This is a genomic window from Streptomyces sp. NPDC101160 (genome assembly GCF_044768205.1).
Lineage (GTDB): Bacteria > Actinomycetota > Actinomycetes > Streptomycetales > Streptomycetaceae > Streptomyces.
Genome location: NZ_JBIWPJ010000005.1, coordinates 375,863 through 398,811 on the forward strand (window position 1 = coordinate 375,863; position 22,949 = coordinate 398,811).

11 protein-coding genes, 3 tRNA genes and 1 pseudogene are annotated in these 22,949 nt (G+C 67.2%); 9 read left to right on the forward strand and 6 right to left on the reverse strand.

The window, feature by feature from the left end:
• The first annotated feature begins 8 nt into the window (after positions 1–8).
• Together dnaG and ACIRSU_RS17995 are read left to right on the forward strand one after the other, a co-directional pair.
• Positions 9–1,907 (forward strand): DNA primase, encoded by a 1,899-nt coding sequence (gene dnaG / locus ACIRSU_RS17990; RefSeq protein ID WP_403793138.1) that lies wholly within the window; start codon positions 9–11, stop codon positions 1,905–1,907.
• 69 nt (positions 1,908–1,976) lie between these two features.
• A complete protein-coding gene (locus ACIRSU_RS17995) occupies positions 1,977–3,062 on the forward strand; it encodes an RNA polymerase sigma factor (protein WP_403793139.1) in 1,086 nt (361 codons plus the stop codon).
• 4 nt (positions 3,063–3,066) lie between these two features.
• Here ACIRSU_RS17995 and ACIRSU_RS18000 read toward each other — a convergent pair whose 3' ends face one another.
• The 4 genes from ACIRSU_RS18000 to ACIRSU_RS18015 form a co-directional block, all read right to left on the reverse strand.
• Complete coding sequence (locus ACIRSU_RS18000) at positions 3,067–4,995, reverse strand: ABC transporter ATP-binding protein (RefSeq protein WP_403793141.1); 1,929 nt, start codon at positions 4,993–4,995, stop codon at positions 3,067–3,069.
• Entirely contained in the window at positions 4,995–6,728 is a 1,734-nt protein-coding gene (locus tag ACIRSU_RS18005) for an ABC transporter ATP-binding protein (RefSeq protein WP_403793143.1), read from the reverse strand. Before ACIRSU_RS18005 ends, ACIRSU_RS18000 begins: the two co-directional genes overlap by 1 nt.
• A 79-nt stretch (positions 6,729–6,807) precedes the next feature.
• The gene (locus tag ACIRSU_RS18010; RefSeq protein ID WP_403793145.1) at positions 6,808–8,247 is read right to left on the reverse strand and encodes an FGGY family carbohydrate kinase; all 1,440 of its coding nucleotides are present in this window, start codon (positions 8,245–8,247) and stop codon (positions 6,808–6,810) included.
• Between the two features lie 43 nt (positions 8,248–8,290).
• Positions 8,291–8,584: a YtxH domain-containing protein gene (locus ACIRSU_RS18015; RefSeq protein ID WP_403793146.1), complete on the reverse strand. Its 294-nt coding sequence runs from the start codon at positions 8,582–8,584 to the stop codon at positions 8,291–8,293.
• 147 nt (positions 8,585–8,731) lie between these two features.
• On the opposite strand from ACIRSU_RS18015, the gene ACIRSU_RS18020 reads away from it, so the two are divergent.
• The 6 genes from ACIRSU_RS18020 (at position 8,732) to ACIRSU_RS18045 (ending at position 21,176) form a co-directional block, all read left to right on the forward strand.
• A tRNA-Asn gene (locus ACIRSU_RS18020) sits at positions 8,732–8,804 on the forward strand.
• 5 nt (positions 8,805–8,809) lie between these two features.
• A tRNA-Asn gene (locus ACIRSU_RS18025) sits at positions 8,810–8,885 on the forward strand.
• Positions 8,886–9,048: 163 nt separating this feature from the next.
• Positions 9,049–9,125, forward strand: a tRNA-Ile gene (locus tag ACIRSU_RS18030).
• A gap of 495 nt (positions 9,126–9,620) precedes the next feature.
• Positions 9,621–13,352, forward strand: a complete 3,732-nt coding sequence (locus tag ACIRSU_RS18035; RefSeq protein WP_403793148.1) for a LamG domain-containing protein — start codon at positions 9,621–9,623, stop codon at positions 13,350–13,352.
• A gap of 352 nt (positions 13,353–13,704) precedes the next feature.
• The gene (locus tag ACIRSU_RS18040) at positions 13,705–20,625 is read left to right on the forward strand and encodes a polymorphic toxin-type HINT domain-containing protein (protein ID WP_403793150.1); all 6,921 of its coding nucleotides are present in this window, start codon (positions 13,705–13,707) and stop codon (positions 20,623–20,625) included.
• 11 nt (positions 20,626–20,636) lie between these two features.
• Positions 20,637–21,176, forward strand: a complete 540-nt coding sequence (locus tag ACIRSU_RS18045; protein ID WP_403793152.1) for a hypothetical protein — start codon at positions 20,637–20,639, stop codon at positions 21,174–21,176.
• Positions 21,177–21,350: 174 nt separating this feature from the next.
• Here the strand turns inward: ACIRSU_RS18045 and ACIRSU_RS18050 are convergent, their stop codons facing one another.
• Complete coding sequence (locus ACIRSU_RS18050) at positions 21,351–21,689, reverse strand: tyrosine-type recombinase/integrase (protein WP_403793154.1); 339 nt, start codon at positions 21,687–21,689, stop codon at positions 21,351–21,353.
• On the opposite strand from ACIRSU_RS18050, the pseudogene ACIRSU_RS18055 reads away from it, so the two are divergent.
• A pseudogene (locus tag ACIRSU_RS18055) lies at positions 21,689–21,861 on the forward strand (IS5/IS1182 family transposase); the annotation flags it as partial. The gene ACIRSU_RS18050 and the pseudogene ACIRSU_RS18055 sit on opposite strands and share 1 nt — an antisense overlap.
• Before the next feature lie 518 nt (positions 21,862–22,379).
• Here ACIRSU_RS18055 and ACIRSU_RS18060 read toward each other — a convergent pair.
• On the reverse strand, positions 22,380–22,949 hold the full coding sequence (locus ACIRSU_RS18060) for a carboxypeptidase-like regulatory domain-containing protein (RefSeq protein ID WP_403793156.1): 570 nt from the start codon (positions 22,947–22,949) through the stop codon (positions 22,380–22,382).

Below are 22,949 nucleotides of genomic sequence, written 5' to 3' on the forward strand. Positions count from 1 at the left end.
ATTCATGCGTGGCAGGCAGGATCAACGATGACGACGTGAAGGCGGTACGGGACGCGGTCCCGATCGACGCCGTCGTGTCCGAGTACCTCCAGCTCCGCAACGCAGGCGGCGGGAACCTGAAGGGGCTCTGCCCCTTCCACGACGAGAAGTCGCCCTCCTTCCAGGTCAGCCCCAGCAAGGGACTCTTCCACTGCTTCGGCTGCCAGGAAGGCGGCGACACCATCGCCTTCGTGATGAAGATCGACCACCTCACCTTCTCCGAGACGGTCGAGCGCCTCGCCGCCAAGGCGGGCATCACCCTGCGCTACGAGGAGGGCGGCTACAACCCGGGCCACCAGCGCGGCGAGCGCACCCGCCTGGTCGAGGCGCACCAGGCCGCCGCCCGCTACTACGCCGAGCAACTCGGCTCCGCCGAGGCCGAGATCGGGCGCCGCTTCCTCGCCGAGCGCGGCTTCGACCAGGCCGCCGCCGAGCACTTCGGCGTCGGGTACTCCCCGGCCGGCTGGGACCACCTCACCCGCTTCCTGCGCGGCAAGGGCTTCTCCGACCGCGAGCTGATCCTCTCCGGCCTCTCCCAGGACGGCCGCCGCGGCCCCATCGACCGCTTCCGCGGCCGCCTGATGTGGCCGATCAAGGACGTCGGCGGCGACGTCGTCGGCTTCGGCGCGCGCAGGCTGCGCGACGACGACAACGGGCCCAAGTACCTCAACACGCCCGAGACGCCGATCTACAAGAAGTCCCAGGTGCTCTACGGCATCGACCTGGCCAAGAAGGACATCGCCAAGGTCAGCCGCGCGGTCGTCGTCGAGGGCTACACCGACGTCATGGCCTGCCACCTGGCCGGCGTCACCACCGCCATCGCCACCTGCGGCACCGCCTTCGGCGGCGAGCACATCAAGATCCTGCGCCGCCTCCTCATGGACAACGGCTCGGCCCGGGTGATCTTCACCTTCGACGGCGACGCCGCCGGCCAGAAGGCCGCCCTGCGGGCCTTCGAGGACGACCAGAAGTTCGCCGCCGAGACGTACATCGCCATCGCCCCCGATGGCATGGACCCCTGCGAGCTGCGCCTCGCCAAGGGCGACGAGGCCGTCGTCGACCTGGTCCAGCCGCGCACCCCGCTCTTCGAGTTCGCGCTGCGGCAGATCGTCAGCCGCTACGACCTGGAGATCCCCTCCGGCCGCGCCGCCGCGCTCGACGAGGCGGCGCCGATCGTGGCCCGGATCAAGAACGTGGCCTCGCAGCACGAGGTCGCCGTCCAGCTCGCCGGCATGCTCGGCATTCTCGACACCCAGTTCGTGGTCCGCCGGGTCGCCCAGATCGCCCGCTGGCAGCGCGGCGGCGGGGGCAAGGAGCCCGACCGGCGCGCCGACCGGCGCAAGCCGTACGACACGGCCGGCATCCAGGCACCGGTCGCCCCCGCGGGCCCCGCGCTCAACCTGCGCAGCCCCGCCCACCGCACCGAGCGCGAGCTGCTCAAGCTGGCGCTGCAGCGCCCGGAGCTGGTCTCGCCGGCCTTCGACGCGTACGGCGTCGACGAGTTCACCGCCCCGCCGTACGCGGCCGTCCGCCAGTGCATCCAGGACGCGGGCGGCGCCACCGGCGCGCCCGCCGACTACCTCGACGCGGTCCGCGAGGCCGCCCCGGACGACACCGTGCGCGCGCTCGTCACCGAACTCGCCGTCGAGACGATCTTCGCGAAGATCGTCGACGAGGCGTATGCGGGCGACCAGCTCGTGACCGTACGGCTCCGGGCCGTCGACCGCCGCATCCGCGACGTCCAGGGCACCCTCGCCCGGCTCGGCGCGCACGGCGACCCGGCCCAGGTGGCCGCCGTGCAGAACGAGCTGTGGGTGCTCACGCAGTACGGGCAGTCGCTGCGCAACCACGGGGCCGCGGCACTCTGACGGCCCGTGACCTACGGTCGGTCACGAACTGGACTCAAAAAGTCACCGCATGCCCCTCGTAGCGGTGTTGTGTCGTACGACACACTGGGTGGACGGTCCGTCCCGCCCTGGAGGTCGCCCCCCGTGCAGACCCAGCCCCAGACCCTCGCCGTGACCGACGAACCCTCCCCGGTCGAGCTCGTGGCCGTCGAACCGGAACCGGAGGTCCCGGCCCGGCGCCGGCGCGCCGACGCCGGCGGCAACGGCCCGTCGTCCGATCTCTTCCGCCAGTACCTGCGCGAGATAGGCCGGGTGCCGCTGCTCACCGCGGAGGAGGAGGTCGAGCTCGCCCGCCGGATCGAGGCCGGCCTCTTCGCCGAGGAGAAGCTCGCGAGCACCCCCGACCTGGACAGCAGCCTCGCCCACGACCTCGACCGGCTCGTCGTCCTCGGCCGGATCGCCAAACGCAGGCTGATCGAGGCCAACCTCCGGCTCGTCGTCTCCGTGGCCAAACGCTACGTGGGCCGCGGCCTCACCATGCTCGACCTGGTCCAGGAGGGGAACCTGGGCCTGATCCGCGCCGTGGAGAAGTTCGACTACGCGCGCGGCTACAAGTTCTCGACGTACGCCACCTGGTGGATCCGCCAGGCGATGTCCCGGGCCCTCGCCGACCAGGCCCGGACCATCCGCGTCCCCGTGCACGTCGTCGAACTCATCAACCGGGTCATCCGCGTCCAGCGCCGGATGCTCCAGGAACGCGGCTACGAACCGACCGCCGAGGAGGTCGCCACCCAGCTCGACCTCGCGCCCGAGCGGGTCGGCGAGGTGCTGCGGCTCGCCCAGGAACCGGTGTCGCTGCACGCGCCCGTCGGCGAGGAGGACGACGTCGCCCTCGGCGACCTCATCGAGGACGGCGACGCCGCCTCGCCCGTCGAGTCCGCCGCCTTCCTGCTGCTGCGCGAACACCTGGAGGCAGTGCTCTCGACCCTCGGCGAGCGCGAACGCAAGGTCGTGCAGCTGCGCTACGGCCTCGACGACGGCCGGCCCCGCACCCTGGAGGAGATCGGACAGATCTTCGGCGTGACGCGCGAACGCATCCGCCAGATCGAGTCCAAGACCCTCAACAAGCTGCGGGACCACGCCTACGCGGACCAGCTGCGCGGTTATCTCGACTGAGACGTCAGTCGACTTCCGCGACCGCCTGCGCGAACTGCGCCGCGTACAGCCGGGCGTACGCCCCGCCCGAGGCCAGCAGCTCCTCGTGCGTGCCCTGTTCGACGATCGAGCCGTGCTCCATCACCAGGATCACGTCCGCGTCCCGGATGGTGGAGAGCCGGTGCGCGATGACGAACGAGGTCCGGCCGTGCGCGAGGCGGGCCATCGCCTTCTGGATCAGCACCTCGGTGCGGGTGTCGACCGAGCTCGTCGCCTCGTCGAGGACCAGGATCACCGGGTCGGACAGGAACGCCCGCGCGATGGTGATCAGCTGCTTCTCGCCGGCGCTGACGCCCGCTCCGTCGTCGTCGATGACCGTGTCGTAGCCCTCGGGGAGCGTACGGATGAAGCGGTCGGCATGGGCCGCCCGCGCCGCCTCCTCGATCTCCGCCCGGGTCACCTCGCGCGTCGCGCCGTACGCGATGTTCTCGGCGATGGTGCCGCCGAACAGCCAGGTGTCCTGGAGGACCATGCCGATGCCGGCGCGCAGGTCCTCGCGGCGCATCCGCGCGATGTCGACGCCGTCGAGGGTGATCCGGCCGCCGGTGACCTCGTAGAACCGCATGAGCAGGTTCACCAGCGTGGTCTTGCCGGCGCCCGTCGGGCCGACGATCGCGACCGTCTGGCCCGGCTCCACGGTGAGCGACAGGTCCTCGATGAGCGGCTTGTCCTCCTCGTAGCGGAAGGCCACGCCCTCCAGCGCCACCTTGCCCTTGAGGTCGGCCGGCTTCTCGCTCTTCGGCGCGTCCGGCTCCTGCTCCTCCGCGTCGAGCAGCTCGAAGATCCGCTCGGCCGAGGCGACGCCCGACTGCACCAGGTTCGCCATCGAGGCGACCTGCGTCAGCGGCATCGAGAACTGCCGGGAGTACTGGATGAACGCCTGCACGTCACCGATCGACAGGGTGCCGCTCGCCACCCGCAGACCGCCCACCACGGCCACGAGGACGTAGTTCAGGTTCGAGACGAAGAGCATGACCGGCTGCATGATGCCGCTGTTGAACTGGGCCTTGAAACCGGCCTCGTACAGCGCCTCGTTCTGCTCGGCGAAGTCCCGCGCGGACTCCTCCTGCCGGCCGAAGACCTTCACCAGCGCGTGGCCGGTGTACATCTCCTCGATGTGGGCGTTGAGCTTGCCCGTGGACTTCCACTGCTGCACGAAGTGCGGCTGCGAGCGCTTGCCGATCCTCGTCGCCACGACCACCGACAGCGGCACCGTGACCAGCGCCACCAGGGCGAGCAGCGGCGAGATCCAGAACATCATCGCGAGCACGCCGACGATCGTGAGCAGCGAGTTGATCAGCTGGCCCATCGACTGCTGGAGGGTCTGCGAGATGTTGTCGATGTCGTTGGTGGCGCGGGAGAGCACCTCGCCGCGCTTGGCCTTGTCGAAGTACGACAGCGGCAGCCGCGCCAGCTTCGCCTGGACGTCCTCGCGCATCCGGAAGACGGTCCGGTTGATCACCTTGATCGACATGCGGGTCGACACCAGCATCAGCAGGCCCGCGAGCACGTAGACGCCGAGCGCCGTGCCCAGGACCTGGCCGACCGCCGTGAAGTCGATGCCCTTGCCGGGAGTGAAGTCCACCCCGGCGAGCATGTCCGCCATGCCGCCGTCGCCCTTGGCGCGCAGCGCCGCGAGCGCCTGCTCCTTCGTGGCGCCCTCGGGCATCTGCCGCCCGACCACGCCGGCGAAGACCAGGTCGGTGGCCCTGCCGAGGATCTTCGGCCCGACGACCGAGGCCGCGACCGACAGCACGCCGGCGCCCACCATCAGCCACAGCGCGCCACGCTCGGGCGCGAGCTGCCGCAGCAGCCGCTTGCCCGAGCCCTTGAAGTCCATCGACCTCTGGTCGGGGCCGCCGCCGGCCATCATTCGTCCGCCAGGACCGGCCATCAGGCTGCCTCCGCCTCGGTCAGCTGGGAGAGCACGATCTCCCGGTACGTCTCGTTCTCCGCCATCAGCTCGTGGTGCCGTCCGGTGCCCACGACCCGGCCCTCGTCGAGGACGACGATCCGGTCCGCGTCGCGGATGGTGGAGACCCGCTGGGCGACGATGACGACGGTCGCGTCGGCGGTCTCGTCGGCGAGCGCGGCCCGCAGCAGCGCGTCCGTCTCGTAGTCGAGCGCCGAGAAGGAGTCGTCGAAGAGATAGATCTCCGGTCGCTGCACGAGCGTGCGGGCGATCGCGAGGCGCTGCCGCTGGCCGCCGGAGACGTTGGTGCCGCCCTGCGCGATCGGCGCGTGCAGGCCGCCCTCCAGCTTGGACACGAAGTCCTTGGCCTGGGCCACCTCCAGGGCGTGCCACAGCTCCTCGTCGGTCGCGTCCGGCTTCCCGTACCGCAGGTTCGTCGCCACCGTCCCGGAGAACAGGTACGGCTTCTGCGGGACGAGGCCGACCGTCCGCGCCATCAGGACGGGGTCGAGCGTGCGCACGTCCACGCCGTCGACCAGGACCTCTCCGCCGGTCACGTCGAAGAGCCGCGGGACGAGCCCGAGCAGCGTCGACTTGCCGGAGCCGGTCGAGCCGATGATCGCGGTGGTCTCGCCCGGCCGGGCGACCAGCTCGACGTCCCGCAGCACCGACTCCTCGGCGCCCGGGTACCGGAAGTCCGCGCTCCTGACCTCCAGGTGCCCGCGCCGCTCCAGGGCGGTCACCGGCTCGGCCGGCGGCACGACGCTGGACTCGGTCGCCAGGACCTCCTCGATGCGCTCGGCGCACACCTCGGCCCGCGGCACCATCATGAACATGAAGGTGGCCATCATGACCGCCATCACGATCTGCATCAGATAGGCGAGGAAAGCGGTCAGCGCGCCGATCTCCATCCCGCCGCTGTCGATGCGGTGCGCGCCGAACCACACGACGGCGATCGACGACACGTTCACGACCGTCATCACGGTCGGGAACATCAGCGCCATCAGCCGCCCGGTGGCCATCGACACCTCGGTCAGCTCGGTGTTCGACCCCTTGAACCGGTCGCGCTCGTAGCCGTCCCGGACGAAGGCGCGGATGACCCGGTTGCCGGTGATCTGCTCGCGCAGCACCCGGTTCACCGTGTCGAGCCGCGTCTGCATGGTGCGGAACAGCGGCCGCATCCGCCGCACGATCAGCGACACCGCGATGCCGAGCACCGGCACCACCGCGATCAGCACGGCCGACAGCGGCACGTCCTGCCCGAGGGCCATGATGATGCCGCCGACGCACATGATCGGCGCGGAGACCATCAGCGTGAACGCCATCAGGACCAGCATCTGGACCTGCTGCACGTCGTTGGTGGTCCGGGTGATCAGCGACGGCGCCCCGAAGTTCCCGACCTCCCGGGCCGAGAACGACTGCACCCGCGCGAACACCGCGGCCCGGACGTCCCGCCCGAGCGCGGCGGCCGTCCGCGCGCCGAAGAAGACGGCGCCGATGTTGCACAGCACCTGGACGACGGAGACGCCGATCATCAGCGCGCCGAAGCGCAGGATGTAGCCGGTGTCCCCGTTGACGACACCGTGGTCGATGATGTCGGCGTTGAGGGTCGGCAGGTAGAGAGTGGCGCTGGTCTGCAGCAGCTGCAGCAGGACCAGCAGGGCGATGGGTTTCCTGTACGGCTGGAGGTGGGTTCGGAGAAGTCTTATGAGCACGGGTTCTACTATCGCCCGCGCTGCTGTGATGTTACGACCGGATTCCCCGCGTGGCGGGGAGACCGGGTGACGGCGCCCGTCAGCCGGAGAACGCCCCGGGGTGCAGCTGCTCGCGCGTCGCCGAGTACTGCTGGCGCACGGCCTGACCGACCGCCAGCTCGTCGCCCGGCTCGAAGACCTGCGCCGCCGCGCCCTGCCAGGCCGGCGGCGCGGCCGGCGACAGCGTGCCCTGCGACACCCCGAGCGCCCACGCCGCCTGCCGGGCGGCGCCGAGGGCCGCGTACTCGGCCGGCTGCGGTACGACGACCTGGGCGCCGAACAGCGCGGGCGCCAGCGCCTGTACGGCCGGCAGCCCGGCCGCCGCGCCGAGCAGGAACACCCGGCGCACCTCGACGCCCCGCCCGCGCAGTACGTCCATCGCGTCGGCGAGCGAGCACAGCATGCCCTCGAAGGCGGCCCGGGCCAGGTGCTCGGGCTTCATCGACTCGCGGCGCAGCCCGCTGAGCGTGCCGGCGGTGTGCGGCAGGTTCGGCGTCCGCTCGCCCTCCAGGTACGGCAGCAGCACCAGGCCCGAGGAGCCCGGCGTCGACTTCAGCGCGAGCGCGGACAGTTCGTCCAGGGACTCCGCGCCCAGCATCTCGGCGGTGCCGCGCAGCGCCCGCACCGCGTTGGAGACGTGCACGACCGGCAGGTGCATGCCGGTGGCGTCGGCGTACGAGGTGATCATCCCGTTCGGGTCGGTCAGCGCCTCGTGGTGGACGGCCATGACCGAGCCGGAGGCGCCGAGCGAGACGACGGCGTCGCCCGCGCCGACCCCGAGCCCGAGGGCGGCCGCCATCGTCTCCCCCGTACCGGCGGAGATCAGCAGCCCTTCGGGGGTGGTGCCGGCGGCCTCGGCCGGGGCCAGGACCTCGGGCAGCACGGCCTGGTGGCCGAGTGCCAGGTCGACCAGATCGGGCCGGTAGGCGCCGGCCCTGGCGGACCAGTAGCCGGTGGCGGAGGCGGCGCCGCGGTCGGTGGTCCGGCGCGCGGGCCGGCCGAGCAGCTGCCACACCAGCCAGTCGTGCGGCTGCAGGATCATCGCGACGCGCTGCGCGTGCTCGGGCTCGCTGCGCGCCAGCCAGCGCAGCTTGGCGATCGGCAGCCCGGACTGCGGCACGGTCCCGACCGCGTCCGCCCACGCCTGCCGCCCGCCGAGCCCCTCGACGAGATCCGCGGCGGCGACCTGCGCCCGCTTGTCGTTCCCGACCAGCGCGGGGCGCACGAGCCCGCCCTGCGCGTCCAGCGGCACGAGCCCGTGCTGCTGCGCGGACACCCCGATCGCCTGCACGCCTTCGAGCAGTCCGCCGGCCGCGGCCTCACCGAGGGAGAGCAGCCACGCCTGCGGGTCGACGTCCGTGGCCTTGGGTTCCAGGGGATGCGGGGCATGGGCCTGCCGCAGTACGGCGCCCGTGTCCGCGTCGCAGACGACGATGCGCGTGGAGTCGGAAGAACTGTCCAGACCGGCGACTATCCCCATGGCACATGATTCTGCCGCACGGGGACGGCTGCGGTGTACGAGGTCAGGTGTTGCTGGTGCCCCAGTCGTCGTCCTCGTACCGCGCGGACTGCCCGGCGTAGTGCCCGTTGTGATCGCGCCGCGACCGGATCCGCTGCGCCTGGTCACCGACCACGTGCAGCGCCTTCCCGGCCGCCTGCCGCCCGCCCTGCGCGGCGGACTCGGCGGCATTGCGCACGGCGGGGTTCTCGGCGACCCGCTGGGCGCCCCGCTTCATCCGGTCGTACCACTCGCGTCCGGCCCGCGTCCCGATCACGAAACCCACTGCCAGGCCGCTGACGAAGATCAGCTTGCGCACGCTGCGATCCTTCCCTGGAACCGTCCCGGGAGCGCTCTGGGGATACCGATTGGCGGAGCACCCCCCTGCTTGCGCTAATGTATGTCTCGCAGCGAGCGACCGCCCCCCGGCGAGGCCGAGGTGGATCCGATCGGTGCAACGCAGCAATCCCCTGTAGCTCAATTGGCAGAGCAGCCGGCTGTTAACCGGCAGGTTACTGGTTCGAGTCCAGTCGGGGGAGCGCGATCCCCTGTAGCTCAATTGGCAGAGCATTCGGCTGTTAACCGGAGGGTTACTGGTTCGAGTCCAGTCGGGGGAGCCACACGGAAGAGGACCCTTCGGGGTCCTTTTTCATTTCCCGTGGAACCGCAGGGCTTGCTGCGGAGTCTTGGTGATCGAGCATGGCCGACCATCCGGAGCAGGAGATCGTATGAGCGGCTATGCTGCGGCAGACGGCGCGCACACTTGTACGCGCCGTGGTGTTCGGGGCGGTAGCTCAGCCGGTTAGAGCAGCGGACTCATAATCCGTCGGCCGTGGGTTCGAGTCCCACCCGCCCCACCACGCCATCGCGGTGGAAGAATCGTTCTGACCAGCATGTTTGCTGGTCAGAACGATTCCTCAACATGATCACGAAGGTCCATGCTGGCGCCGTTCACACCAGTGTGTGGACAAGATGTTTGGACGCGGCGGTGCGACACGCCGAGATCGCCCGGATGGCCTGCGCCTCATGCGTCTTCCGTCATCGCCGCCCCTCGGTGCGCTGGTCCGTGACATCGGCCCGTGTCTCTTTCGCTGGGCCCCTCAACCCTTCCTTGCCGCCTGGCGCGAGACGCCACATGCGTGTGGCGGGGTTCAGGTCACTCCCGACAACGGGCGCTATGCCCGTTTTCGCAGGGGGTCAGGTTCCTGACGTGCACGTTTTTCTTGTCAGGTAGCTCTTGAGCTCCGGTGTTTCGATGCTTACGGTGCGCTGACGGATGGATGCAAGCCGTCATTCGAACATGTGTATGAGCCTGGGGAGGCTCTGGAGGGGTGGGGGGAGCTATGCCTTCTGGCATGCGACAACGTCTATTGCGCGCCGTGGGGGGTGCGTTGGGCGCGGTTCTGGTGGCGGGCGTCAGCCCCGGGGTTGCGTTCGGTACAGAAAACCTGGCTCCATCCACTGCCTCCTCGGCTGTTGCCGGGTCGCCCTCTGCGCAAGCGGCGGCATCGGGTGAACCGGTCGAGGTTATTGGCGAGCGCACCGAGTACACGACGACCACGGCGAATCCGGACGGCACCTTCACGCTGAAACAGTCGACCCTGCCTCAGCGCGCCAAGGGGCCCGACGGGGAGTGGCGTGACGTGGACGCCACGCTCGAGCGCCGTCCCGACGGCAGCATCGGGCCCAAGGCGGCGGTTGTGGATCTGCGGTTCGCGAACGGTGGCAATGGCGACAGTCTGATTCATTTGGGCGGAAAGCAGGGTTCGCTCACCTTTGGCTGGCCCAAGGCCCTGCCGACGCCCACGCTGTCCGGAGACACCGCAACGTACCCCGAGGTTCTCGACGGGGTTGACCTGCAACTTACGGCGACTGCCGAGGGATACCGCGAGGTTCTGGTCGTCAAGACCGCAGAAGCGGCCGCCAACCCGCAGCTGGAGCAGATCAAGCTCGATGTGCATGCCGATGGCCTGCGTGTGTTGCCTGGTGTCGGTGGAGGCATCGCCGCCCTGGATGAGAACGGGAACGCCGTCTTCAAGGGACCTGCGGGCCTGATGTGGGACTCCGCTGGCACTGCGCCAATCGGACCCCAGGCGATGAGCGCCAAGGCCGCGAGTCAGTCCTTGTTCTTGCAGAGCGAGGCAGCAACGACCGAGGAGGAACAGCCGGCGGACGAAGCCGATGCCCCGTCCAAGGGGGACGCCAGCGAGGGGTTGCCCGTCCAGGTACAGAACGGCACTGTCGCCGTCAAGCCCGACCTCGGATTGCTGAGAGGGCCGGACACGGTCTACCCGGTCTACATCGACCCGCCCATGGGCCTCGGGTACTCCGAGCGCACGGTGCTGTCTTCCGACGGCGACCACTTCTGGCAGTTCAGCGGCGACTACGGAGTCGGTCACTGCGGGAGCGCCGACGGCTACACGTGCGGTAACGGTTACACGAACCGCATGTACTACGAGTTCGCTCCCACCAAGCTCGCAGGAAAGAAGATCCTCGACGCCACCTTCCGCGCGTACGAGACGTGGTCGTTCAACTGCGACGCCAAGTGGGTGGACCTCGTCCGCACCGACAACATCTCCGAAGCGACCCGCTGGCCGGGGCCCACTCAGCGCGACTGGATGGGGGACCGGTACGTCGCCAATGGGCGAGGGGATCTGTGCAGTCCCTCTCAGCCTGACTCTTGGATTGAGTTCAACGACAACCCGGCGGAGACGGACGAGAACCTGACGCCAACCGTGCAGTCTTTCGCCGACGGCAAGCTCGCCCGACTGACTCTCATGCTCCGAGCGAAGGATGAGAGCGACACCCGCTCCTGGAAGCGGTTCAATCAGAACGCAGAGCTGCAGATCCAGTACGTTCCGAAGCCCGGTGTGCCCACCAGCGTTGGTGTGATCCCAGGAGACGGCACGAACGCGTACTGCGAGCCGGAGTCCAAGCCCACGATCGTCACACGGGCCGACCCGATCGTTCAGGCCATGGTGCAGACGCAGGTGGCGCCTGTCTCTGGCGAGTACCAGGGTGCGCTGCGGGCCTACATGGCGGTTGAGAAGAAGAACGCCGACGGCTCTTGGAGCGGGTCGTGGTCCACGACGTCGCCTTCGACCGGGTACCACGTCGACAACACGCTGGAGAAGGTGCGGATGTCCGCCCGCGACGACGGTGTCCTCTATCGGATGAGGGCGCTGACGCAGTCGCACTGGACGTACGCCGGCGTGACCTCGAGCGCATCGTCGGCGTACTCGTCGTGGTGCTACTTCAAGATGGACACGACCGTGCCGAAGCCGCCGCAGATCTCCCTCGAGACCGGCAACGTCTACACGTGCACACCCTCGGCCGTGTGCGAGCCCACCGGTGGCCCGGGTGTCGCGGGCAGGTTCAAGCTGACGCCGAACGTGGATGACAAGGACATCGAGGGCTACCGCTGGTACGTACAGGACCCGCATACGGTCCGCGAAACCGACCCGAACCTGACCGTCCCGATCACGACCATCGATGTCACCCCCGCTACGGGCGGCACATTGACCCTGGTGGTCGAGGCGCGAGACGTGCGGGATCGGTGGGGCTCCAAGGCCGAGTACTCCTTCAGGGTGTCACTGCCCGCCGGCCCCACCGGCGAATGGCGGTTCTCGGAGGGCACCGGAACGACCGTGGCCAACGCTGTGACGGACGGCATGCCCAAGCCCGTCACCGTCTACCCGCAGGCCGGCACGGCGGCAACGTGGTCCGATCAGGGGCGTCGCGGGATGGGGGACTACTCCCTGCGGCTGAACGACGACGTCACGGACCCGGCGAAGCGCACCGGGTACGCGGCGACGCCGATGCCCATCAACACCGCGAGTTCCTTCACGGTGTCAACGTGGGTGATGCTGACCGACGCTTCCTCCACGAAGGCGGTCCTTGCGGCGCCTGGCAACTACGGTGTCGCGTTCACCGTGTACTACTCGGCCGGCGACAAGAAGTGGGTGCTCAACCGGACGAACCATGACGGCTCGACCGGACTCGTCGCCATCCGTTCCGTGGCCGACTACGCGACGCCGCCGGTGAACGTATGGACCCATCTGGCCGGTGTCTACTCCACGGGGACGTGTGTCCAGAGCCCCTGCGCGGACGGTCGGCCCGTGGAGGCCGACGACACGCTTCAGCTCTTCGTCAACGGACGTCCTCAGGGGGCGCCGGTGAACTTGAAAAGCGTCTCATCCACCTATCAGCCGTGGTCCGCGACGGGGGACATGCAGATCGGTCGAGCGCGGGTGAACGGCACTTACACCCAGTACTTCATGGGCCGCATCGACGAAACCAAGGTCTGGCAGCGCGCGCTGAACGAGGACGAGCTGCGCTGGGAGAGCGCCCTCAGAACGGACAACGCCTCCGCCACCGAGCTGGTGGGGCAGTGGAGCGCGAAAGCCTCGGCCCCCGGTTCCACGCTGATCAGCGAGTCGACCTCGTACGCGGCCGGCGACCTGAAGATCAACAACGCAACCGTGGACGCCGAGGGCGCCGTGCCGCTGAACGGAACGTCGAGCTACCTCAGCATGCCCTCCGGTCCCGTGGCCGACGAATCCGCGTCGTTCACGGTCACCGCGCACGTCAAGCTCGACGGTGCGGCCCTGGCGAACAAGCCCGTCGGATACCGCGCCCAGGTCTTCGGCCAGGCCACCCCCGTCGGAGGCCAGTCATCGTGGTCCCTGTGGGTGGAGAAGCTGACGGCGGACGCCTACCTGTGGCGGTTCAGCCGGACGGCCGTTGACGGCACCGGATCCGTCACAGCCGCTGCCCAGACGGGGAGCGATGACGTTGCAGGGCTCGACGACTGGGTCCAGGTCACCGGGGTGTTCGACGCCGCGGAGAAGGACGAGACGACGGGCACCTACGGGAAGCTGCATCTCTTCCTGAACGATGCGGAGCAGAGCACGGATATGGCGGCCTCTGGCTTCTCGGCCTACAGCCAAGGCAGCGGTGAACTGTCGGCCGGCCGCGGTGCGGCCGGCGGAACTGTCGGCCACTACCTGCCCGGATCGGTGAGCGAGGTCCGGGTCTGGGCAGGGGCGATGTCCGCCAATCAGATCTCGGAGCTGTTCGCGCAGTAATTCCCGACCTGATGTGGGCGGCGGCACGTGTTGCAGCCGCCCACATCGCCAGCGGCCGCTTCTGTAGGGCCGATCTGTTACGACGCGCCACACATCCACTGAGGCACGCCACGGTTTGTGCTGCCTGGAAAGTGGCTCACGAGAGCGGAAGAGGATGAAACCAAACCGATTGCTGCCCGCCAGGGGCAGATCGACATCGAGGAAACGGGCCTGGGCGCGGCGCATCGCCGCGGTGGCAGGCTTCGCACTGATACCTGAGCTCCTGACGCCCCTTGCGGTGGCCGGATCAGCTGAACCGCTGGGACGAACGGCCCTTCCGACCCATCAGGCCGACAAGGTCTCCCCGTTGACCATGAAGGTCAACAAGAAGGCCGCAGCTGAAATGAAGAAGGCCGCTGCGGAGACCCGCGAGGCCGTATCCCGGGCGAAAGCTGACACGGCGAAGAAGCCGGTCTGGCCCAAGGCCGGCAAGGCGACGCTTGCCCTGCCGGCGTCCGGCAAAGCTGCCGCCGCGCCGGGATCGCTCCCCATCACACTGACATCCTCGGCCAAGAGCTTGAAGGGCACCAGGGACAGGTCCGCCGCGGGCCCGATCACGGTTGAGGTACTCGACCGGAACGCGGCCAGTCGCTCGGGCGTCAAGGGCCTGCTGGTCAAGGTCACAGGACCCGTGACCGGTGGCTCGACGGCTCTGGGCATCGACTACAGCGCCTTCGCGTCCGCCTACGGAGGGGACTGGGCCGGCCGCCTGCAGGCGGTTCGCCTGTCGGACTGTGCCCTGGCGAATCCGGCCATCGCCAAGTGCCGGACCCGCAGTCGGCTCACGTACCACAACGACCGCGAGCAGCAGCAACTCACCACGCAGCTCGATTTCGGGACCGGTGCGACCCTCCGGAGCCGTTCCCCTGCAACGGCCGCCGGGCAGACGATGCTCATAGCGGTTGAGGCCGGCGCCGCGTCCGCCCGGGGTGACTATGGGGCCACGCCGCTGGCCGCTTCCTCATCGTGGCAGGCCGGTGGTTCGTCCGGCTCGTTCACCTGGTCGTACCCGCTCACAGCCCCACCCCCCGCAGCAGGCCCGCGCCCGAGCCTGTCGATCTCGTACGACTCCGGCAGCGTGGACGGACGTACGGCGTCCTCCAACAACCAAGGCACCACGATCGGTGAGGGCTTCGACCTGACGTCGTCCTACATCGAGCGGAAGTACGGCTCGTGCGACGACGACGGTCAGACCGACAAGTTCGACCTGTGCTGGAAGTTCGAGAACGCGTCCCTCGTGCTCAACGGCAAGGCCAGTGAGCTCGTCAAGGACGACACCTACGGTGTGTGGCGGCTGAAGAATGATGACGCCTCCACCGTCACCCACTCCATCGGTGCGGACAACGGTGACCAGGGCGACGCTCTCGACAAGGGCGAGTACTGGACCGTGACGACGGGCGACGGCACCAAGTATGTCTTCGGCCTCAACAAGTTGGACGGCGCGGGTGCCACCGACCGCACCAACTCGGTCTGGACGGTCCCGGTCTTCGGGGACGACGCCGGTGAGCCCGGTTTCACGTCGGGCGACACGTTCGCAGAGCGGGCACAGAAGCAGGCTTGGCGCTGGAACCTCGACTATGTCGAGGACACTCACGGCAACGCCATGTCGTACTGGTACGAGGCCGAGTCCAACAACTACGACCAGCTCGGCGACGACAACACGGGCACTTCCTACACGCGGGGCGGATACCTCAAGGAGATCCGCTACGGGCAGCGCAAGGGTTCGCTCTTCACCACCGCTGACGCGAAGAAGCCTGCCGCATCCGACAAGGTCGTCTTCGGGTACGACGAGCGGTGCATCAAAGAGCAGGGGGCGGTGTGCAGCGAGCTGACCGAGACCAGCAAGAACGAATGGCCGGATGTGCCGTTCGACAGGATCTGCAAGGACGGCGACAAGTGCACGGGGGACGTCAGCCCGGCATTCTTCACGCGCAAGCGCCTGACGACCATCACGACCTACGCATGGAACGCCGCGGCAACCACCGCGGGCTTCGAGCCCGTCGACGAGTGGACCCTGAAGCAGACCTACCTCGACCCTGGTGACACGGGCGACTCGGCTGACCAGTCGCTCTGGCTGCAGGAGATCCGTCGTACCGGCAAGCACGGCACACCGATCTCTCCTGCGCTCGAGCCCGTGGTCTTCACCCACGAGTTCCTGTCCAACCGCGTCGACGGTCCCAACGACGACATCCTTCCGTTCTACAAGCCGCGCCTGAAGACGATCACGTCGGAGAGCGGCGCCCAGACCATCGTCAGCTACCTGCCCGAGGACTGCGTCGCAGGACAGGCGATGCCGGCGGTAGACACCAACACGCGTCGTTGCTATCCCGTCTACTGGGCCCCGAACGGCGGCAAGACTCCGATCCTCGACTGGTTCCAGAAGTACCCGGTCCAGGCAGTGTCCGAGACTGCTCCGAAGGGCGGGCTCGAGGCCGTCGAGCACAGCTACATCTACGGGACCAATGGCGGGGCCTGGCACTACAACGACGACCCCTTCACCAAGGAGACAGAACGTACCTGGTCGGGCTGGCGCGGATACGACCAGGTCACGCACCTCACCGGTAGGGCCGGCACGACGCAGTCCAAGACCGTCACGGTCTACATGCGCGGAATGAACGGCGACCGAGTCCTCGGCCCCGACGGCAAGACGCCGGACCCCACCAAGCGGAAGAGCGTCTCCGTCACCGGCATCAGTGCCGGTGCGGCGACGGATCACGACCAATATGCCGGCTTCACCCGCGAGACCGTCATCTATAACGGCACTGCGCAAGTCACAGGCACGGTCAATTCGACCTGGTACAAGCAGACTGCCGCGCAGACGCGTTCGTACGCGGACATCAAGGCCTACTTCGTGCGTACCAGTGCGGTGACGACCCGCACGTATGTGACGAGCAGCGGTGTGACGACCACCCGTACGCGCACGGTCAGCACCACGTACGACGAAAAGTACGGCATGCCGCTGACTGTCATGGACAGCGGTGACGACAGCAAGCTCGGTGACGAGACCTGCACTCGCACCTGGTACGCCCGCAACGACGCGCTCGGCATCAACAATCTGGTCTCCCGCACCCGGATCACGGCGAACGACAAGACCACCCCGGTGGCCGATCCGTGCACCATCACCGATGCCAACCTGGATCTTCCGGCGGACTCGAGCCGACCAGGGCAGGTGGTCTCGGACACGGCTATGACGTACGACGCCGCCGCCGAATGGACGGAGGCGCAGACGCCGACGGTGGGTGAGATCCGCTGGACCGGCCGGGCCAAGGGCTACAAGAGCGACGACCAGCCCCTGTGGCAGAAGACTTCTACTCTCTCCTACGACAGCCTCGGGCGGGTCGTACAAGCGAGCGACGCGAAGGGCCTCCCCACAGCCTCGACGACGTATGACCCGCCAACCTCAGGTCCACTGACGTCGACTGTCGTGAAGAATGCTCTGGAGCACGCGACAACGACGGCCGTCGACTTCGCCACAGGAGTCACCACCAAGGTCACCGACCCGAACAACAAGATCACCGAGAAGGAGTACGACGCCCTCGGGCGGGTCACAAAGGTGTGGCTGCCCAACCAATCGAAGGCACTCGGGCGATCCCCCAATTACGTCTACACGTACAACCTGACCAGCGGGGCGATGCCGTGGGTGTCCACTGCCACGATCAAGGGCGACGGCTCCGGCTACAACACGAGTTACGCGCTGTACGACTCTCTGCTGCGCCCGAGGCAGACACAGGAGCCCTCGCCCGGCGGCGGCTCGATCATTTCGCAGACCTTGTACGACTCCCGAGGGCTGGCCGTCTCCGCCCAGTCAGATATCTGGGCCAACGACAAGCAGCCGTCGTCGAACGCAGTCGAGATAGACGGAGGTCAGCCGCCGATCCAGACGGACACCGTCTACGACGGCGCCGAACGTCCGATAAAGACGATCACCAAGACGCGCAACGTCGTCCGCTGGACCATTGACACGGCATACCTCGGCGACACCGTGACCACGACAGCACCTACCGGTGGTCAAGCCACCGCCGTCGTCACGAACGCCCAGGGGCAGGTCACCGAGCGGCGCGAGTACGGTGGACCGCAGCCGACAGGCGACGACTACACGACCACGACGTACACCTACACGCCCGCCGGCAAGCAGGAGACAGTCACCGGTCCGGACAAGGCCGCTTGGTCATACACGTACGACCTGCTCGGCCGACAGACATCGGCAAAGGATCCCGACAAGGGCACGTCCACCACGGCCTACAACGAGCTCGATCAGGCGGTCAGCACCACCAACGTCGGTCTGAACAAGACGCTCATCAGCGATTACGACAGACTCGGTCGTCAGACCGGCCTGTGGGACGGCGTCAAGGATGATGGCCACAAGCTGGCCGCGTACGAGTTCGACACTCTACTGAAGGGCCAGCAGGACACCGCCATTCGCTACGAAGGCGGATCAGGCACGGGCGGCAAGGCCTATATCCAGAAGGTCACCAGCCGCGACAACCTCTACCAGGTCACCGGAAGCAGCCTTACGCTGCCGACCAGCGACCCGCTCGTCGGTGCGGGCGTACCCAGCACCCTCGCCTTCAGCACCGTCTACGGCCTCGACGGCAGCATCAAGCAATACGGCAGCCCCGCGGTGGCCGGTCTCGCCTCGGAGATCGTTTCCTATAAGTACAACTACGTCGGCGTCGGTCTTCAGACGCAGGCAAACGGAGCTACGGGTTACCAACTCGGTGCCACGTACGACCCCCTGGGCGACCTCACCGAACTCATTCTGGGTACCGACAGTACGAGTTCGGCCAAGAAGGCGTACCTGAAGTACAGCTACGAGGACGGCACGCGCCGGCTGAAGCAGTCGTACGTCACAACCGACGTTCACAGCTATGCCCCCCAGGACCTGAGCTTCGGCTACGACGACGCGGGAAATGTCACGTCGATCTTCGACAACACCACCCTCGGTGGCACGGCGAAGGCCGACTACCAGTGCTTCACCTACGACGGTCACCGCCGGCTCAAGGAAGCCTGGACTCCGAAGACCGCCGACTGCGCCACCGCCCCGGCCACTGCCAACATCGACGGCATCGCCCCGTACTGGACCAGCTACACCTACAACGCAGCCGGCCAGCGCGACACCGAGACGCAGCATGTGGCGACTGGTGACTCCGTCACCAAGTACACCTACGGCAAGACCGACGGCAGCCAGCCTCACACCCTGACCAAGACGACCACCGGCTTGCAGAGCAAGAGTTACGCGTTCGACGCGGCAGGTAACACGACGAACCGCCCCGGTTCCCAGGCCACCCAAACGCTGACCTGGAACACCGAAGGCAAGCTCGCCACGCTCACGGAGCCGGCCGCAGGCGGCAAGGCAGCCCAAGGAACGAGCTATCTCTACGACGCGAACGGTGAACTCCTCATCCGCCGCCCCACGACGACGGATGGCGACACCATCCTCTACCTGGGCGGTGGCAACGAGGTCCGCCTGACCGTCAAGGATGGCGGAGTCACCAAGACCCTGTCCGGCACCCGTTACTACACCGCAGCCGGTAGAACCATCGCTGTCCGCACCGCAGTCAAGGGTGCAACCAGTACGAATCTGAAGTTCGTCGCGAGTGATCACCACGGCACTTCCACCCTCACCATGGAGGCCGGCACCTGGGCCGTCACCCGACGTCAACTCACCCCCTTCGGCGGCTCCCGAGGCGCCGAGCCCACTAGCTGGCCCGACGACAAGGGCTTCCTGGGCATGCCTGAGGATGACATCACTGGCCTGACCCACATCGGCGCCCGCGAATATGACCCGACCTTGGGTCAGTTCATCAGCGTCGACCCGGTGTTGTCGCTGGATCAGCACCAGTCGCTGAACGGCTACAGCTATGCCAATCAGCACCCCGCCACTGCTGCAGATCCCTCTGGCATGAGGGAAACCTGCGGAGCCTACGGCAACTCCTGCTCCGGGAATGGAGAGCTCACGGGAGCCGTCCCGCCCGACCTGCAGCATCCTTCCGAGGGAGGAAATTACACCGCTAAGCCCAGTGGTAGTCACCCTGGTGAATCCGGTGGCACTCACAAGAAGAAGTGGAAGAAGGAGGGAGGTGGTTGGTTCTCTGATTACACCAACGCCCTTGTTGATGAACCGGGCAACTATTTGGGCTCCCTGAAGGATGGAGTTGTCGCCGAGCTTTCAAATATCAAGAACTGTGTCACCTGGAACGGCACCTGTGAAGAAGCAGTTCTGGCTGTTACCAATCACCTCAACCCTGCTCAGGGTATGGCCTCGGGAATTGTTGGGCGAGGTTCGGAGGTCTACGGTGACTTCAGGGATGGTAAGAGCGCCGAAGGTTCGGCGAAGATCACGTTTGACGTACTCCTTGCGCTGGCGACGAGAAAGCTGGGTCCTGGTTGCAAGAACAGCTTTGTTCCAGGAACGCTCGTCCTGGCGGAAGGAGGTAAGGCTGTCCCGATTGAAGATCTGAAGGTCGGCGACAAGGTTCTCGCCACTGACCCGCAGACCGGTGAATCGGTTGAGAAGGACGTAACAGACGTCATCATCGGTACGGGGCAGAAGAACCTTGTCAAAGTCTCCGTCGACGTAGATGGAGAGCTAGGCGACCAGGAGGCTGCCATCACGGCTACCGACAACCACCCCTTCTGGGTGGCTTCCGTCGGGAAGTGGGTCAAGGCAACCGACCTAAGGCCCGGTCAGTGGCTGCGCACGAGCTCTGGCACCCTCGTTCAGATAGCCGAGATCAGTCACTGGACCCAGCAAGCGACAGTCCGCAACCTCACTGTCGCAGACATTCACACGTACTATGTGCTGGCGGGGGCTGTGCCAGTCCTCGTTCACAATTGCAGCCTGTCCGACCGTGCCAGTGAAATTCATGGAGCGGAGCCAGACGAGTACGTCCGACAGAACATCAGTACAGTGGCTGTGGTGCGTGTGAAAACACCTCAAGGTCCAGTTGATCTGATTGCAGGTAGCGGGGACGGTTTGACACCCGCCCAGATGTCCGTTCCCCTCAAGACAGGGGAGATGCATGTTCCGAATATCCCCGGAACGCATGCCGAACAGAATGCTTTCCTCTATGCGAATGAGAATGGATGGACTCCGATTGCGGGTGGGACGTCACGCAACGTTTGCCTGTCCGTGTGCGCTCCGTGGATTCGAGGGACCGGTGGCAAGATGATGGGGAATGTCTTCCCGGGTAGTGGTGTCACTACGACGCGTCAGAGGAGTTTCGAGTGGTAGTGGATGCAGCGGTGGCTGAATGGCTGAGAGGTGGTGATCCCGGACGGCTCGCGACGTTCGTGGCAAGCTGCACCGAGCGGATGGCACAGCTCTTCACGGGTCTGCGAGGTGGAGACCCCAGCCGTGCCGAAGACGTTGAACTCTACCTGGAAGTGCTGGAAGAGCTTTGGAGCCCGGACCTGGCGGGTAACGTATTCGCCGCGCGCATAGAGGCGTTGCAGGAGTTTGCAGAACTGCAGCCCTCGGAAGAGGGGCTCGTGGCCGTAGTCGATATCTACGCCTTCTACGGTGTTCTATGTATGCGCTATGCAGTTCTGTGCCGCGCGACTGGAGATGCCGAGAATGCGGTGCGCTGTGCTCATGCGTGCCTCACTGCAATGGGGCAGCTGGATCGAAATATTTCGCAAGCTTCCTTCTTTGAGGGCGAGCATGAATATCAGCGTCGAATGATGCTCGACGCTGTTGCTGGTTTCGGCTCGCACCTGCAGCTTCGGAATAGCGATCGTGACGTCAGTCGTGAGCGGCTGCTTGCAGTGAATTCGAGGCTGTAGAAATAGAATCGCGAAAACATGCAGACGCCTCGCTGGGAAGGTGTTCCGGCGGGGCGTCTGCCCGTCTTGACGGCAACGGGTGACGGCGACGTCAACGGACGGGCGCAGCACAAAGTGGCGGATCGACCTCGGCGCCCGGCTCGGAGGCGCTTGTCTGCGGGGCGACGAAGGGCGTTACTGAGGGTGTCGCTGGCCTGGCGCTGGAGGCGGAGCCGAACGTGGGCGCAGACGGTGGCGGTGACGCCGATGCGCGTGTCCCAAAAGCTCCTTGGTCACGACTAGCTCGAGCCTCTGTTCCAGCAGGAGTGCGGCTGTCGAGTGGCGGAGGTCGTGGAAGCGGATACGGCGGAACCCGGCGGAGCGAGGCAGGCTCGCGAAGTGCCTGGACGGGGTGGCAGGTTCGACCGGGACGCCGTCCGCCCTGTGAAGACGTAGCCGCTGTTCTGCCAGTCGTCGCTTGCTGCGTCTCGTTCCTGGCGCTGCTGGCAGGGCTTCAGTTCGGGGTGACGGCAACAGCTGACAGTCAGGTCGTCAACCGATCCCAGGCAAAGGTCCGTGCAGTTGTCGAACAGTCCATCGCCACTCTCAAGTCCTGGCGAGTCCTCGGCAAGCTCCGCGGCGCGACGCCCCCGGATCATGAGACGTTCAAATCATGCTCACCCTCCATCAGGCCAGCTCGAGCTGAGGACGGAGTCCGAAGCCTCTCGCTAGCCGAGGTGACGGGCGCACGGCGCGTCGGGCGCTTCTCGGCGGGACGGGGTTTGGGCGACGTTTGGACGCAAAGATTAGGAAAGGACCGACAATGATAGGAGGTGGAGAGAGATTTCTTTACTTCATCTGACCAGGCAAAACGTCACTGCTGAGCATCAAGCGTAAGGGCCGTCAAGATCCACAGCGGACTCATAATCCGTCGGCCGTGGGTTCGAGTCCCACCCGCCCCACCACTGCCCGTGCCCGCAGGAAGGATTCTTCCGCGGGCGCGGGTTTCTTGTTCCCCACGGTGCACCCGGCGCGGCCGGCGGCATGGGAACGACACGCCGAGGTCACCCGTACGCGGCGACTCACCCTTCCGGCCGTTATCACGGAGAGTGTCGATCCGGTGCATGTCGGCTACGTAGAGTTATAGTCGCCCGCGTACGGTGAACGTTTCGTGCCGCGCCGCTGGAGGCCCGCATGTTCCGTGACGGGCCGCGGCCTCGCAGGTCAGCGCAGGCCGGAGTCGAGGACGAGGTCCAGTTGCACGGTCTCGCCGGGCCGCACGGTGACCTGGCGCGTCGCACCCGGGTTGCTGACGTTGAAGACCCGGTTCTCCACCCGGACCGTGTAGGCGCCCGCCGCGAGCCGGATGCGGTAGCGGCCCTCGCCGTCGGTCGTGGCGACTTCCGGGCCGCCGCCCCCGCCCGTCCGTGTGAAGTCGACCTTCGCCCCGGGCAACGGCCTGCCCGGGCTGGGGTGGTCCGCGGACTCCGGACCGCCGACGCGGGGCCAGAGGGTGACCTGTCCCCACACGGTGCCCGGGTTGGTGCCGCCGCCGGAGACGCCGGGGTGCGTGGTGTTCGTCGGCCCGCAGCCGACCAGTACCGCCGCGAGGACGAGAAGAAGGCCCGCGCGCCGCGCACGGAGATATCCGCCGGCCCCGCCACGGACGCCGGGAACGGCGCCGCGGCACCCGACAGCACCCAGCGGTTCCACCGGTTCCAGGAAGTCCACCGGAGCCCGGCCCGGCGGCGAGCCGGAGTACGAGGCGCGGGACTTCACTGCCAGAAGGGGCAA